Below are 14,835 nucleotides of genomic sequence, written 5' to 3'. Positions count from 1 at the left end.
CTTCCAATCTCTCGATTCTTGAATTTCACCCCTTGTTGTGGAACCAAATCGTCGGATCGGTTTCGGGGTGTTTTCATCTGCCAGCCCCCTGTCTTTTCGCGCTTCCAGCCAGGGTCGCGGGAAAAGCCTTGTTGGCGGTGGTGAATGATGTCAGTCCGCGCTCCACTTCAGCTTCCAGCATGCAATAGCGGTAATCCGGCTGACGCGGGTGGCCGCGGAAAATGGTTGCAATGCCGATGCTATGTTGATGGGTTTCACGGTCAGGCTCCTCCCTTCGAAACTCCCCATTTCGAAGTGGCGCTAACATGCTGTAGCAGGGACATGATCGCCAGAGAGCAAGCTTAAAAAGTTGAAGATGTTGAAATAAATGGACTATTTGTAAAATTCCTCATATTTCCCGATGAGGCCTGTGCAAGATTCTGCGTGACTCTTTGTTTGACTTTGCATAAATCGGCACAAATGAAGACGCCCTCGAAGATTGCAAAACTCTGTCTGGTCGTCCTTGCTTTTTCCCTGGCGATCGGCGTTTGGTTTTCCGCGCGATTGTGGGCTGAAAGCGAGGCGCTTGGCGGGCTCCGTCAGAATGCGACGCTTATAGCGCGCCAGCAGACCCGCCTCATCGACAGTGAACTGGCGAAGTTCCGGTTATTGCCTGTCGTCTTGAAGGAATATAGCGATCTGCGCGATGTACTGGCCGGCGGTTCGCAGGACGCAACAGCACGGCTCAATCAGAAACTGGAACTTCTTGCGCACCAGATCGGTTCGCCGATCATTTATGTGATCGCGCGTGACGGTACCGTTATCGCATCATCGAACGCCAATACGCCGGAGAGCTTTGTCGGGCGCAATTACGATTTTCGTCCCTATTTCAAAGGCGCGATGGCAACGGGCTCGGCGGAATATTATGCCATCGGCGATCTGAGCGGCCGCTTTGGTCTGTTCCTGGCACGGCGCATCGGCGACCAGGCCAATCCGGTCGGTGTGGTCGTCATAAAATTCGAGTTTCACCGGCTGGTACAGGCGTGGTCGAATGATCCAGGCCAAACTTTCGTGGTCGATCCGCGCGGGATCATACTTGCCTCCACGGATAGGGTCGAAGACCTTCGGTCCTTTCAGCCCCTATCAACCACGGAACGCGCACGGATTATCGAGAGCGGGCAGTTCAATGCTGCGGATATGAAGCCGAGCAATTATCATTTTGCCGCGGACGGGATGATGATCGGGCCTTCCGGCCAATATTCGGTTGCAGTTGATGAACCGATTGCTGAAACGGCCTTGAAACTGGTTCACATAGAACCGACAGGGCAAGCCTTGCGTGCTGCAAACGATCTTGCGCGCTTGATGACGGTGGCGGCTATTCTTGTTTTCGTGGTGATTGCGGGGGCCTTTTATTGGCGGGCGAGCCGTGCGGCGCATGCTGCGGCCTATCGGGCCGAACTTGAGACTGCCGTTGAAGAACGAACGGCGGCATTGAGTGCGGAAATGACGCAGCGCGAGCGGGCCGACAAGCGTTTTCGCGAAGCGCGGGAGGAACTTGCCCAGGCAAACAGGCTGGCCTCCCTTGGGTCGATTACCGCCGGCTTGGTGCATGAGATCAACCAGCCGGTTGCGACCATTCGGACCCTCGCCGAAAACGCACAGCACCATCTTGCCCATGGAAAGCTCGACAAGGTTGCCGATAATCTCAAAACCTCCGTGGAACTGACGGCGCGCATAGGTTCCATCACGCAAGAAATGCGCCGCTTTGCGCGGCGTCGCAGCGGTGTGGCTCGTCCGCTTTCGCTGAATGAGCTTGTGGATGGCACGATGCTGCTGATGGGAGACCGGTTCCGCAACGCCAAGGTCCGGCTGGATATACCGGAGCGGTCCGACATTGCGATATTTGCCTGCCGTGTCCGGTCCGAGCAGGTGCTGGTGAACTTGCTGCAAAACGCATTGGATGCAGTGGCAAACCGCGAGAATCCCCATGTTTCGTTCAGCGTTCGCGAGGACGGCGATCGGATTTCGCTTGTCGTGGACGATAACGGGCCGGGCATCGACCCGGAACTGGCCGATGAGATTTTCAGCCCGTTTGTCACAGGCAAGGCAGATGGCCTCGGTCTGGGGCTCGGCATCGCAAGGGACCTCATGACCGAACTGGAAGGAACGCTGCGCGTCGTACCATCGCAGCTTGGCGGCGCGGCTTTTGCTGCCACTTTGAAGCGGGCAAAGGAGGAAAACGGCCATGACGGAAAGTGAGCCCCTGCGGGTGATGCTGATCGATGACGACGCCGCCTTTCGAACGGCTTTGGCTGACTCATTCGAAATCGCCGGTCTTGATATCGAGGTGCATGGCGACGGGCAGTCCGCCTTGACCAGCCTGACGCCGGATTATCCGGGCATCGTTGTGACCGATATTCGCATGCCGCGTGTCGATGGGGATGCAATGATGGAAGCATTGCTGGCGCGCGATCCCGAACTGCCCGTCATCTTGATGACGGGACATGGCGATATTGGAATGGCTGTGTCGTCGCTCAAAAAAGGCGCGTTCGACTTCATCGCCAAGCCGTTTGCTGCCGACCATCTGATATCGAGTGTTCGCCGCGCGCTGGAAATGCGTCGCCTGGTATTGGAAAATCGCCGTCTTCGCCGTGCGGCGGCAGATGCCGAACAGGACTATCCTTTGCTGGGCGAAACGCCGGTCATGGTGCGTCTGCGCGACACGATCCGTCAGCTTGCCAGCGTCGATGTCGATGTGTTGATCGAAGGCGAAACCGGAACAGGCAAGGAACTGGTGGCCCGCCTCCTGCATCGCAGGAGCGCGCGTCACGCCCGCGGTTTCGTCGCCATCGACTGCGCCGCCTTGCCCGATGCCATTGCCGATGAGGTTCTGTTCGGAAGCCGCATTCAGCGCGGAAGAATTGCAGATGCGGATCGCGGCACATTGTTTCTCGATGAGATAGACAGCATGTCGCCTTCTGTTCAGGGCAAGCTGCTGCGTGTCGTCGAAGAACGTGAACTGCCTTCGCTTTCCGGAGAGCCGCGTGCAGTCAATCTAAGGATTGTCGCCGCCGCGAAAGGCAATCTGGAAGAAGCCGTGGCTTCCGGACGTTTTCGCTCCGATCTGCTCTATCGTCTTGAAACGGTCAGGCTCCGCGTGCCTCCCTTGCGTGAGCGGCGGAAGGATATAGGTTTGCTTTTCTCCTATTTTCTGGATGAAGCAGCCGCCCAGTTCGGCCAGCCGCGACCTCCAATCAATGCCGCGATGGAAGCACGGCTCAATTCCGATGAATGGTCAGGGAATGTGCGCGAACTGCGCAATTATGCCAAGCAAGTGGTGCTGGGACTGCGTCAGGACACCCTGATGGAGGCCAGCCCGCTTTCCCTTTCGGAGCAGATGGACCGTTTCGAGGAGAGTGTCATTCGCGCGACGCTGGATCGGTGTAACGGCGATGTGGGCGCGGCGGCGGCGACATTGCAATTGCCACGCCGCAGCCTCTATGCCCGCCTGCAAAGGCTCTCTATCGACGCATCGACTTTCAGAAAACGTGATTGATGTTTTCGACCCAATGAGGGCATTGACAGCCAATCCGGCTTACTGAAAACGCATCCGTTCCTTGCGGGTTTTACCAGAATGGACGTGCGGGTTCATATCCGTTTCCTGGGCAAGCGTCCGGGCATCGCTCTCACGGCAGCTGCCATCTGCGCTGAAAGCAACGTGGTGGTTCCCCCTCTGCGGAAACGGTTCCCGTTTTTGGGAGACATGCATTAGTTTGCAGCCAGGGAACGCTGGCGGCTGATCCATGCCGCACCAATCCCCCCGTGCAGGAACCCATTTGAAAGCGGCGCGTCCGGATAGACCTTTTTCAGGCGCGCAATCCCTTCGTCAGGATCGATAAGCCGGTTCAGCACCGCGTCATGAATATGAGCCACTTCCACCATGTCGCAATCCTGCGGCGACAATCTGAAACGCCTGATCCCTGCATCCAGCATGTCGGGCAGATCCTCGATAAGGGACTGACAGGTATATGAAAGCGTCTGTACACCGTTCAACGCCAAAAAGGGCTGGCTATCCAGTGTCTTGACAGGCAATCCGTCCGGTTCTTCACCGCAGACGAACTGGCAGTTGTCCTTTATATGGCCTTTGGACCGCGCATGCGCGCATCGGGCCGAAATGGCCAACGGCACGCGCCCGAACGCAAAAACTTCAAACGCAATATCCGGTGCGGCTTTGACGATCTCCCGGATGGAGCTGATGGGCAATTCCGGCGGGAGGCAGATCGACTGCGCGCCGCGTGCCGCTAGAACTTTCGCCGTTGCCGCGTTATAAACATTGACCAGCGGCCCGACATTATGGGGCACACCCGACAGGAGCCCCAATGCCGAGAGGTCGTTTGCTTCCACCGGCAGCGTGGCTTCCCCGATCGTTTGACGGACCTGTTTTGCTTCCCGCTCAAGCATGACGAGCGCCAGGGAGCCGAGGCTCACTGTCTTTCCCGCACGCTTCAACCGCTCGATCACGGCGTCCATATAGGGAGCCATGAAATGAAGCCGCTTGGAACAGACGATTTCACCGACTGTGACGTGGGGTACCGGGGCTTCATCGGCGATACGGAAATAAAAATCGCGCCATTTCGGGCCGTCCCACAAAAAGAGAACGGGACCGAGGCTGAGGCTGGCTGCTGACATATCTATCTCCAGCGTTTGTCGTAGGCGCCTGAAGTCGTCTGCTGGCCTTCACTCAGCAGACGGAGGCGGGACAAAAGGGCTGCACGGTTTTCCGGGGTTGCGGCAAGTGTCTGGCGAAGCGTGGAGACGACTTCGCCGACATAGGCCTTGCCACGCTGCCGGCCTTCGATCTTGAGCGCCGAAACGCCCGCTGCCCGCAATTCGTCTATATGGTTCATGACGTCGAGCGAAACCGGATCTTCGAATGCATAACCCTGATCGTCGGCAATATTGAACCGGCCTTTGCAGAGCGTGGGATAGCCGGTTGGTTCGCCCAGGGGGAAACGGTTGATCGTATAGTCTCCGAGTTCTGACACGAGCTCCTGCCCGTCCTGGCGGTAGCGGACATGGCTTGCGGGCGAGCAGACACCGTTCATGTTGGGCGATCTGCCCGTCGCATAGGAGGACAGGGAGCAACGCCCTTCCGCCATGACGCATAATCCGCCGAAGACGAACACTTCCATTTCGCAATCGATCTTGCGCCCGAGTTTCGCAATATCGGCAATCGTCAAAACGCGCGGCAACACGACACGTTTTGCCTTGAACGCATCGACGAGAAACTGAATTGCGTCCGCATTGGAGGCGGAAGCCTGCACGGATACGTGAAGGCGCTGCGATGGATGTTTCGTGGCCGTGTAGGCCATCAAACCGAAATCGGCCAGAATGACCGCATCTGCGCCAAGGGCGCAAGCATCATCCACGGCCTGATACCAGATGTGTTCATCGCCTGCGCGCATGAACGTGTTGATGGCGACGAAAACCTGCGTTTTGCGGGCATGGGCAAACTGGATTGCGTCGCGCAGCTCATCGCGGCTGAAATTGAGACCGGGAAAGTTGCGCGCATTCGTTTCATCGCGAAAACCGCAGTAAACGGCGTCTGCGCCAGCGCTTACCGCTTCGCGCAGGGCTGACGGGGTGCCGGCAGGACAAATCAGTTCCATCAGGCCGCCTCCTTGCCCAAGGCTTTGCCGCGCACGTAATTTGCGATACCGCGTACCATCGGGGCAAACGGCCCGGCGCTTGTGCCGAGATCGGATGGAAGGTCGATATTGCAATCATCCAGCGCATTGCGAAGCGCCAGCATGGCCTCCATGTCACCGGTTACCGTGATATCCCTGGAGAAGAACAGCGCATCCCCGTCAAGCTTGCCCTCAAGAAGTGCCAGCAACATAACCAGCGGCCCTTCGATGCCGGCATCGACTTCCGGGGTTTCATCTTCACGTATGATTGTTATCCGCGGCTTGTCCGGCTCGATCACGAAAGCGAACGGTATGTCGGAGGGGCGAAAACGGAAACGTTTCGTCGCATAATCTCCAAGACGCTCGAAAAGACCCGGATGCGCGCGCATGACCTGAAAGAAAATGCGCGAGACAAAGGGGGCGAGCAGAAATGGCGGCACAAGCCGGGCTGGGACAGCCACGACTGGGGGTATCTTCATCATCACTCAGCTCCGATGAGCTTTTTAAGGTGCATCTGGAATTAAACGATTCAATAGGCGGACAGTTTGATTCAGATCAAAGACGGCGAAAGAATTCGATATTCAAAGGTCGAACATGAAAACGGCCGCTTCCTGTCCCCCGCATTATGATTGTCTCCAAAGCTTCCTGTCCGAGCTTGAACGGCGCAAGGATCTTGTTCGGATCAGGCGTCCCGTATCGCTGGTCCAGGAGATAACGGAAATCCACAAGCGTGTGCTGGAGACCGACGGTCCGGCTTTGCTCTTCGAACAGCCGGTCGATGCCGACGGGCGCCATCATTCAATGCCGCTGGTGGCCAATCTTTTCGGATCGCAACGGCGGATTGCGTTGGGATTTGGTCGTTCCACGGACGAAATTGCGGACCTTGCCGGAATGCTGGCGGAACTGCGTGCGCCAAGCGCACCGCGTTCGGCGGGCGAGATATGGAGCAAGCTGCCTTTGGCGAAGGCCGCGTTGAATATGCGTCTGCGCCATGTTCGGCGCGCATCGGCCCAGGCAAGGATACTGGAAGGCGAAACTATCGATCTCGATTTGTTGCCGATCCAGTGGTGCTGGCCGGGAGAACCGGCGCCGCTTGTGACCTGGCCGCTCGTCATCACACGGGCACCGGATGATCCGTCGGATATCAATGTTGGAATTTACCGGATGCAGAAGCTTGGCCGGGACAGGCTGATCATGCGCTGGCTCGCCCATCGCGGTGGCGCGCGCCATCATCGCATGTGGCAAAAGCGCGGGGAGGATATGCCGGTAGCGGTGATCATCGGCGCTGATCCCGCGACAATTCTTTCGGCCGTCATGCCTTTGCCCGAGGGAATGAGCGAGCTTGCCTTTTCGGGCCTGCTTGCCGGACGCAGGTTGTCTGTTGTCGATGCCCGCACGGTGCCGCTTTGCGTGCCTGCAAATGCTGAAATTATTCTGGAAGGGCGCGTTTCCACATCGATCACCGCGCCCGAAGGGCCGTATGGCGATCACACCGGCTATTACAACAGCGTCGAGGAATTCCCGGTCATGCAGTTGACGGCGATGACCATGCGGAAGAACCCGGTCTATCTTTCCACCTATACCGGCCGCCCGCCGGACGAACCATCCAGACTGGGCGAGGTGATGAACGATCTGTTCGTGCCGATTGTCCGAAAACAGTTCCCCGAAATTACCGATTTATGGTTGCCGCCTGCGGCGTGCTCCTATCGTGCAATGGTGGTTTCAATCGACAAGCGCTATCCCGGCCAGGCGCGGCGGGTGATGATGGGGCTTTGGTCGATGTTGCCGCAGTTCAGTTATACCAAGCTCATAATCGCGGTCGACCCGGACATCAATGTTCGCAATTGGGATGATGTCATGTGGGCGCTCGCCACCCGCTTCGATGCGAGCCGCGACGTCGTCACGCTCACCGATACGCCGGTGGATTATCTTGATTTCGCTTCGCCGCGGTCGGGTTTGGGCGGGAAGCTCGGTCTTGACGCGACCAACAAGACAGGCGCCGAAACCGATCGGGAATGGGGCACGGTTCTGAAGATGAGCGATGATGTGATCGCAAATGTCGATGCGATGTGGGGCGAACTCGGGCTGGACAAGGAAAAAATGCGATGAAAAGGGTTGTGGTCGGCATTTCCGGTGCATCAGGCGCTCTGATACCGCTCAAACTGCTGGAACAGCTTGCCTCCTTGAGCGAGGTTGAAACCCATCTTGTCGTATCGGATGCCGCGCAGCAGACTTTGCGTCATGAGCTGGGCCCTGACGGCTATGCGCTTTTGCATCGGCTCGCACACAGGAGCTATTCCGTCAGCGATATCGGCGCGCTGATTGCGAGCGGATCTGTCGCGACAGCGGGCATGATTGTGGCGCCCTGCTCGATGCGGACGCTCGCGGCGATCGCAACGGGACACAGCGACAGCCTGCTCACCCGCGCCGCCGACGTTCATTTGAAGGAACGGCGCAGACTGGTCCTGATAGCGCGAGAAACGCCGCTGCATCTGGTGCATCTGCGCAATATGTGCACGGTGACTGAAATGGGCGCTATTGTGATGCCGCCGGTTCCGGCTTTCTATTTCAAACCGCAATCGGTCGATGAAGTGGCCGATCAGATCGCGGCGCGTGCCATCGATCTGATCGGGATTGATGCAAAGCTGTCGGAAAGCTGGACTGGGATACCCGGCGACCGATAGCGATCCGCAACTTCATGCGAAAGGTTCTGTCGGGCCTTTTGCCGGCTGGGTGAACCATTTCGGCCCGGTTGCCGTCATATGAATATGATCTTCCAGACGAATGCCGAATTGATCCGGAACCACGATCATCGGCTCGTTGGAAAAGCACATGCCTTCAGCAAGCGGACGTGAATTGCCGCGCACAATGTAAGGAGCCTCGTGAATCTCAAGGCCAAGGCCGTGACCGGCGCGATGCGGAAGGCCCGGCAACGCATAATCCGGCCCCAATCCGTGTTTCACCAATGTCGCGCGAGCGGCATCGTCGAGGGTTGAACAGGCCGCACCCGGCTTCGCCGCGTCGAAAACGGCTTGCTGCGCTTCGCGTTCGATTGCCCATATGCGCGAAAACTCGGGTGTCGGCTCCTCCAGCATGTAGGTGCGTGTGAGATCGGAATGATAGCCGTCGATACGGCATCCGGTATCCACCAGGATGACATCACCCGGCTGATAGAACTGTTCTCCATCTGCGCCGTGCGGCAGCGATGTCGCGGTTCCAAAGGAAACGATGCAGAAGGTCGAACCGCCGGCAGCCCCCAGCGCACGGTGCTGCTCGTCGATGAAGCGCACCACTTCGCTTGCGGCAATGCCGGGTTTGATGAGCGCATGGACCCGACGATGAACCTCAAGCGTCAGATCCATCGCATATTGAATGATCGCGATTTCGCTGGCCGACTTGCGGATGCGTTGTTCGCGAATCAATTCTCCGCCATCAAGCAGGCGCTCTGGAGAAATTTCATGTTTGAGAGCGTTATAGACGAACAGCGGGATGGCCTCGTCCACGGCAAGTGCGGCACCTGCCGGAATGATCGATGCGATCAGTGCGGCGGGACTCTCTTCTTCCTGCCAGACACGGATTTCTCCCGCCAGATGCGGCAGGCTCTCGACACGGCTCTGTTCAAAACCGGGAACGATATAGATGATCTCCGACGGTGTGACGAGCGCACCCAGGAAACGTTCGCTGATGTGCCAGACGAGCCCGGTATAATAACGCAAGCTTGCCGTTGGGCCGAGCAGCAGGCCGCCAATGCCGCGCTCCTTCAGCTTGCCTTGCAACAATGCCAATCGCTCAAGGCGCTCTTCTTGTTCAATTCGCGGAGGAGAGGACGGTGAAGCCATTATAGGTGCCTTTGCGATCTTGTATCATGCGGAGCCTGTATCTGATCCGGCTCGCTTCCATGCAGATATATCACGGCTTTCGCTAGCGGATAGTCATCTATCCGGCCTTGCATTCAAAAGCTCGTGCAGTAGACAGTTTCGGGAACTGTTATTTGCATGACGCGGTAATGTTATTCTGTGACGCGCGCAAGCCGGAGCGGAGCGACGTCATTTCGCAGGGATAGGAGAGGCTTATGCAGCCAATATGGGCCGTCGGCCTGATGACGGGGACTGTTCTCGATGGGAACATCGACGTTGCCCTTTTGAAAACGGATGGTGAAACCATCGCAGAATTTGGCGCCTATGCGTTGAAACCTTATCCAAGCTGGATTCGAAACCTTCTGGAACAGGCGCAGGCCGAAGCGCGCATCTGGAATTTCGATGGGCCGGAACCTGCCGTTTTCGCCGAGGCCGAAGAAGCGCTGACACGCGCGCAATCTGCGGCCGTGCGCGAACTGGTGGAAGAAAGCGGCATGTCGATGGGGGAAATCGGCGTGGTTGGCTTTCACGGCCAGACGGTTTTGCATCGTGCGCCACAGGCGGGCCGATCCGGAGACACAAGGCAACTTGGCGATGGAAAGCTCATGAGCGAATTGCTGGGCACCAGGGTCGCCTATGATTTCCGGACTGCGGACATCCGCGCAGGCGGGCAGGGCGCTCCGCTTGCCGCAATATATCATGCCGCCTTGTTGCGCAGCACGGATGCAAGCGGCGATACAGCCATTCTCAATTTGGGCGGTGTCGGCAATATAACATGGTGGGATGGCGACAAAGCCCTTGTGGCATTCGACACCGGTCCTGCCAATGCACCGATAAACGACTTCATGAAGAAGCGCGGACTGGGCGAGATGGATCGCGACGGGGCTCTGGCCGCAAGGGGCAGGGTGGACGAGGACCGGCTTGCCGAATTGCTCAGGCATCCCTATTTCACCGCGCCTTATCCCAAATCGCTAGACCGGTTCGATTTCACCGAAGCGATGGCCGATGGTCTCGATGAAGCGGACGGGGCGGCGACGCTGACCGCGTTTACAACCTCCGCCGTGGGCAAGGCCCTGGATATTCTGCCGCGTCGGCCAAAGCGCCTGGCGGTGAGTGGCGGCGGGCGCCGCAATCCAACCATGATGCGCATGCTGATCGAGCGCGCCAAAGTGGAACTTGTCCCCGTTGAAACACTTGGCTGGCGGGGTGATGCCGTCGAGGCTGAATGTTTTGCCTTCCTCGCGGTGCGTGTCTTGAGCGGCCTGCCCATCAGTTTTCCAAGCACGACCGGCGTGCCGACGCCCATGAGGGGTGGAAAACTGGCTGCTTGAAAAGACGAAAACGACCGATTGTCTCCAACGGGCAGCGTCAGCGACGTTGCCCGTTTGCTCTTTTGGACCATGTCAATCGTTATTTCATTTCTATTACACTCGACCATCAAAAATTACAGAATCCGTGCGATCTTCACATTGATTTAGGCAATTTTCTTTAATGATCTGATTTATCATGGAGAAATGCAATGAAACCCATCCGCCTCTTTATCTGTCTGCTCCTGCCCTTTGTCTGGCTATCGGGGGCGGCGGCTGAGCCGCTGGTCAAACCGGCAGGGAAACCGATCCTTGTCATATCCGGCAATATCTCGAATACAAATATTGGCGATACGGCCCAGTTCGACCGGGACATGCTGGAGGCGATCGGTCTTGTAACCGTGGAAACGGCCAATCCATGGTATGATGGCCGTGTGCGCTTCGAAGGCGTGTCGATGGACAAGCTGATGACGGTCGTGGGGGCAAAGGGAACGAAGGTGACGGCGGTAGCGTTGAACGACTATGTAACCTCGTTGCCGATGGAGGATTTCAAGAAGTTCAATGTTATTCTTGCCATGAAGCGGGATGGCAATTACATGGCGGTTCGCGATAAAGGCCCATTGTTTATAGTCTACCCGTATGACAGCGATCCGCAGCTCCAAAGCCAGACTTATTACACACGTTCCGCGTGGCAGGTTGCCAGGCTGATAGTTGAGTAGAGGCAAAGTGTGAGACGAATTCTAGGCGTTATTATCTGTTGTTTCGTCGTGGCAACGGCTTATATCGCCTATGTCATTACGGAGCGACAGTCGGCGCTTCAGAAGTTTTCCCGTTACAACGACTCCTGGGCCATTGGCCAAACGGTTTCGGAATATATGCGGCTTGAACACGTTCTGGCCGGATACGCCTTGAACCTGAACCAGGATGCTCGGGACGAAGTCCGTCTCCGTCTCGATATCATGCTTGGCCGTCTGGAACTGTTGCAGCAAGGCAATCTGCGTTCCTTCATTCAAAATGATCCGCAACGGCGCGAACTCTTTGTGAATCTCACCGATATCCTGCAGATGCTGGACGTGCGATTGGACAAACTTGACGCGGAAAGCATCAAGCCTGTCCTGCAATCGATGGGCACCCTTGATGCACCGATGACAGCACTTGCATCGTCAGCCGTTGAGTATGATGTCGGGCTTATCGATGCCGCACAGGCCGAAGTCCGTCAATTGCATCTGATCTATACCGGCCTGGCAGCGGGGCTTATTCTGTGCGGTGTAGTGCTGGTCATCCTTCTGCTCCGCCACAACAAGCTGCTCGATCGGGCACACGGCAGCATGCAGCGCCTGACACATGATCTGCGGCAGGCGACAGGCGAACTTCAGTCGCAAAATTTCAGGCTTGAGCACGATGCACATCACGATGCGCTGACTGGATTGCCCAATCGTGTCCTGTTTCGCCAGGATCTGGAAAAGCGGCTCCAGACTGCCCAGTCCGGAGGACAGTCGGCCGTCGTTCTTCTTCTGGATCTCGACGGGTTCAAGGACGTCAACGATACATTGGGGCACGATGTCGGCGATGCTCTGCTACAGGCGGTTGCGGGGCGCCTTACCAAGCTCGGCGAACGCGGCGATATGGTGTGCCGGCTTGGCGGAGATGAATTTGCGCTGCTGTCGACAGGGCTGTCGGAAGAAGAAGCGCTCGGGCTGGCGGACCGTCTTATGGAAACTATCAGCCAGCCATATCACGTCGGCGAGCTGGAAATAAAAATCGGAACCTGCGTCGGTGTTGCGATTTCCGAGGGTGAACCGGATACAGAAGAACTTTTCAAGCATGCTGATCTGGCGCTCTATGAAGCAAAGGCGCTGGGCCCCGGACATGCAAGCGTCTTCAAATCCCAGATGCAGACACGCTTGCGTGAGAAGAAATCATTCGAAGCCGATCTCCAGAATGCATTGGAGAACGGCGAAATGGAAGTCTACTATCAACCGCAGGCCTGTACGATCACGCGTGAAATATGCGGTTATGAAGCGCTGCTTCGCTGGACGCATCCCATCAGGGGGGCTGTTTCCCCCGTTGAATTCATTCCTGTTGCCGAAAAGATAGGCGTTATTCACGCGCTTGGAGACTGGGTGCTGAAGACAGCCTGTCTGGAGGCGGCCCGTTGGAACAAGCCGCTCAAAATTGCGGTTAATCTATCCCCGGTTCAGTTTCGCAGCTTGAACCTCATTCAAAGTGTAATCGATGCGCTTGAAGAGAGCGGGCTTCAGGCAAAGCGCCTGGAACTGGAGATTACAGAATCGGTGCTGCTCGACAAAAACGAGCAGACCTTGAGTTCGCTGCGGCAATTGAAAGCATTGGGTATCCAGATTGCGATGGATGATTTCGGAACGGGCTATTCTTCGCTCGGCAGTTTGAGCGGGTTTCCATTCGACAAGATCAAGATTGATCGGTCTTTTGTGCGCGATGTCACGACGCGGCCTGATGCTCTTGCGATTGTTGAGCTCGTAACCGGAGTGGGGCGCAGCCTCAAAATGGTGACTATTGCCGAAGGCATTGAAACCGAAGAGCAGTTCGAATGTTTGAAACGACTGGGTTGCGACCAGGTCCAGGGCTATCTCATAGGTAAGCCGATGCCCGCTTCGAAACTCAAACACCTTCACGGTCAAAATGGCCAGGATGCAAAGGCTGTTGGTGGTGCCCCAGGCCAGTGACGATAACACGTCGTGACAACTGGCAAAGACCCCATAAATCAGTTTATGTTCATGCACTGAATACATCGCAAATTCATCGTGCGGTGTGACAAGGTCGAAAGGAGGGCACCTTTGCATCGTCTTGAGGGTGATGTTCTGGTGCCGGGGAATTGGGGCACACGGTTTTGCTGAAAGTACATGGAATCAACGTACCGATCTCGTCGGACGAGGTCTCGCCCGTTATCTGGCAGGCTTTGACGGGCGGGAGCTATGAAGCCAAGGAAGCACGCTCCATCTTCAAGGCGGTAAAGCCGGGGGATCGCGTTCTGGAACTTGGTTCGGGAATAGGCATCATCACATCCATCATCGCCAAGATTCCCGACATGAGGGTTTGGGCCTTTGAGGCAAATCCATCGACAGCAGCGTTGGCTCGACGCGTTATCGATGCCAACGACCTCGACAATGTTGTGCTTTCACAAGGTATCCTGACTGCGGGCGAGCCATGTTCTTTCCGTTTCTATGTGCGGCGGGATCTCTGGATGTCATCGATGGATGAGAATCAAGGGCCATACGAACACGCTATCGAGTTGTCCTCGGCCAATATTGACGCGTTTATCCTGCGCAACGGTATCAATGTTCTGGTCATGGATATTGAAGGTGCCGAACGCGATCTGCTTCAGAACGCTGATTTGACAGGGATAGAGCGCATATTTCTCGAACTGCATGATCACCTGTATGGTCTGGCCGGAATCCGGGACATCACACATGCGCTCGCGGCAAAGGGATATGCCTATGATCCGCGCGGATCTCAGGGCCCCTGTGTGCTGTTTTCCAAGGATGACGGCCAGCGTGAATATGAACCCGAATAGAACTAGGCGCTTTGGCGCTCGCTTTTTTCTAACATTACAGTTGCATTCTTCGTGATGCCGGGCTGCAAAGAGCGATTTGTCCGCGTTCCGGTGCTCACGTACCTTTCTCAGACGCATAGTCTTATCCGAAAAGTCTGCAACTTTTCGGGACTATGCTTGGAAGTACGCTCCGCTCCGGTACTCGAAAATCATTCTTTTCGCCACGGCCTGACGAATTTGCAACTGTAATGCTAAAAGGGCTGCGTTGGTCGGTCTTTTTTGAGTGTTTGTCTGTGGAAAGAATTTTTGGAAAAAGTTCTGATTGGTCGTTGACAGTTTGGAATGATGGGGTCTATATGGCGCCACAACGAGGGCGGCGGCGCCGCAAGCGGCAGGCTGATGCGTCCTTGGGGTTGGTTGAGCGAGTTGAGCTTTAAGGGTTTTGACTGGTTTGGCTGACGGCCTTGACGGGG

Annotated in this window: 13 protein-coding genes; 8 read left to right on the top strand and 5 right to left on the bottom strand. The window is 56.6% G+C overall.

Translation table 11 applies throughout. The features are described from left to right. The first annotated feature begins 459 nt into the window (after window positions 1-459). Both AVM02_RS11710 and AVM02_RS11705 read left to right on the top strand, forming a co-directional pair. Window positions 460-2,238 (top strand): ATP-binding protein, encoded by a 1,779-nt coding sequence (locus AVM02_RS11710; protein WP_411507140.1) that lies wholly within the window; start codon window positions 460-462, stop codon window positions 2,236-2,238. Beyond that, complete coding sequence (locus tag AVM02_RS11705; RefSeq protein WP_411507139.1) at window positions 2,225-3,535, top strand: sigma-54-dependent transcriptional regulator; 1,311 nt, start codon at window positions 2,225-2,227, stop codon at window positions 3,533-3,535. The genes AVM02_RS11710 and AVM02_RS11705 overlap by 14 nt, the downstream gene beginning before the upstream one ends. A gap of 212 nt (window positions 3,536-3,747) precedes the next feature. Here the strand turns inward: AVM02_RS11705 and AVM02_RS11700 are convergent, their stop codons facing one another. Genes AVM02_RS11700 through AVM02_RS11690 form a run of 3 tightly spaced genes read right to left on the bottom strand, consistent with a single transcriptional unit; the run spans window position 3,748 to window position 6,148 of the window. Beyond that, on the bottom strand, window positions 3,748-4,668 hold the full coding sequence (locus tag AVM02_RS11700; protein WP_411507138.1) for a U32 family peptidase: 921 nt from the start codon (window positions 4,666-4,668) through the stop codon (window positions 3,748-3,750). 2 nt (window positions 4,669-4,670) lie between these two features. Then, window positions 4,671-5,648 (bottom strand): peptidase U32 family protein, encoded by a 978-nt coding sequence (locus AVM02_RS11695; protein WP_411507137.1) that lies wholly within the window; start codon window positions 5,646-5,648, stop codon window positions 4,671-4,673. Beyond that, on the bottom strand, window positions 5,648-6,148 hold the full coding sequence (locus tag AVM02_RS11690; RefSeq protein WP_411507136.1) for an SCP2 domain-containing protein: 501 nt from the start codon (window positions 6,146-6,148) through the stop codon (window positions 5,648-5,650). The genes AVM02_RS11695 and AVM02_RS11690 overlap by 1 nt, the downstream gene beginning before the upstream one ends. Before the next feature lie 112 nt (window positions 6,149-6,260). Here AVM02_RS11690 and AVM02_RS11685 point away from each other — a divergent pair, with 112 nt between their 5' ends. Next, window positions 6,261-7,775 (top strand): UbiD family decarboxylase, encoded by a 1,515-nt coding sequence (locus AVM02_RS11685; RefSeq protein ID WP_411507135.1) that lies wholly within the window; start codon window positions 6,261-6,263, stop codon window positions 7,773-7,775. After that, entirely contained in the window at window positions 7,772-8,350 is a 579-nt protein-coding gene (locus AVM02_RS11680; protein WP_411507134.1) for a UbiX family flavin prenyltransferase, read from the top strand. The genes AVM02_RS11685 and AVM02_RS11680 overlap by 4 nt, the downstream gene beginning before the upstream one ends. Window positions 8,351-8,362: 12 nt before the next feature. Here the strand turns inward: AVM02_RS11680 and AVM02_RS11675 are convergent, their stop codons facing one another. After that, complete coding sequence (locus AVM02_RS11675) at window positions 8,363-9,505, bottom strand: M24 family metallopeptidase (RefSeq protein ID WP_411507133.1); 1,143 nt, start codon at window positions 9,503-9,505, stop codon at window positions 8,363-8,365. 233 nt (window positions 9,506-9,738) lie between these two features. On the opposite strand from AVM02_RS11675, the gene AVM02_RS11670 reads away from it, so the two are divergent. The 4 genes from AVM02_RS11670 to AVM02_RS11655 all read left to right on the top strand — a co-directional run bounded on the left by AVM02_RS11670 (window position 9,739) and on the right by AVM02_RS11655 (window position 14,383). After that, window positions 9,739-10,854 (top strand): anhydro-N-acetylmuramic acid kinase, encoded by a 1,116-nt coding sequence (locus AVM02_RS11670; RefSeq protein WP_411507132.1) that lies wholly within the window; start codon window positions 9,739-9,741, stop codon window positions 10,852-10,854. A 188-nt stretch (window positions 10,855-11,042) separates the two neighbouring features. Beyond that, a complete protein-coding gene (locus tag AVM02_RS11665) occupies window positions 11,043-11,549 on the top strand; it encodes an oxidoreductase (protein ID WP_411507131.1) in 507 nt (168 codons plus the stop codon). 9 nt (window positions 11,550-11,558) lie between these two features. After that, a complete protein-coding gene (locus AVM02_RS11660) occupies window positions 11,559-13,535 on the top strand; it encodes a putative bifunctional diguanylate cyclase/phosphodiesterase (RefSeq protein ID WP_411507130.1) in 1,977 nt (658 codons plus the stop codon). Between the two features lie 149 nt (window positions 13,536-13,684). Next, window positions 13,685-14,383 carry an FkbM family methyltransferase gene (locus AVM02_RS11655; protein WP_411507129.1) on the top strand — a complete coding sequence of 233 codons (699 nt, stop codon included), beginning with the start codon at window positions 13,685-13,687 and terminating at the stop codon, window positions 14,381-14,383. A 150-nt stretch (window positions 14,384-14,533) separates the two neighbouring features. Here AVM02_RS11655 and AVM02_RS11650 read toward each other — a convergent pair. Then, on the bottom strand, window positions 14,534-14,835 hold a 302-nt coding region (locus AVM02_RS11650; protein WP_411507128.1), incomplete at its 5' end, for a hypothetical protein.

The sequence above is a fragment of the Brucella anthropi genome (genome assembly GCF_046630315.1).
In the GTDB taxonomy this organism is placed as follows: Bacteria; Pseudomonadota; Alphaproteobacteria; order Rhizobiales; family Rhizobiaceae; genus Brucella; species Brucella anthropi_A.
The sequence above is the reverse complement of the archived record's forward strand: the minus strand, read 5'-3'. Positions and strand labels throughout refer to the sequence as shown.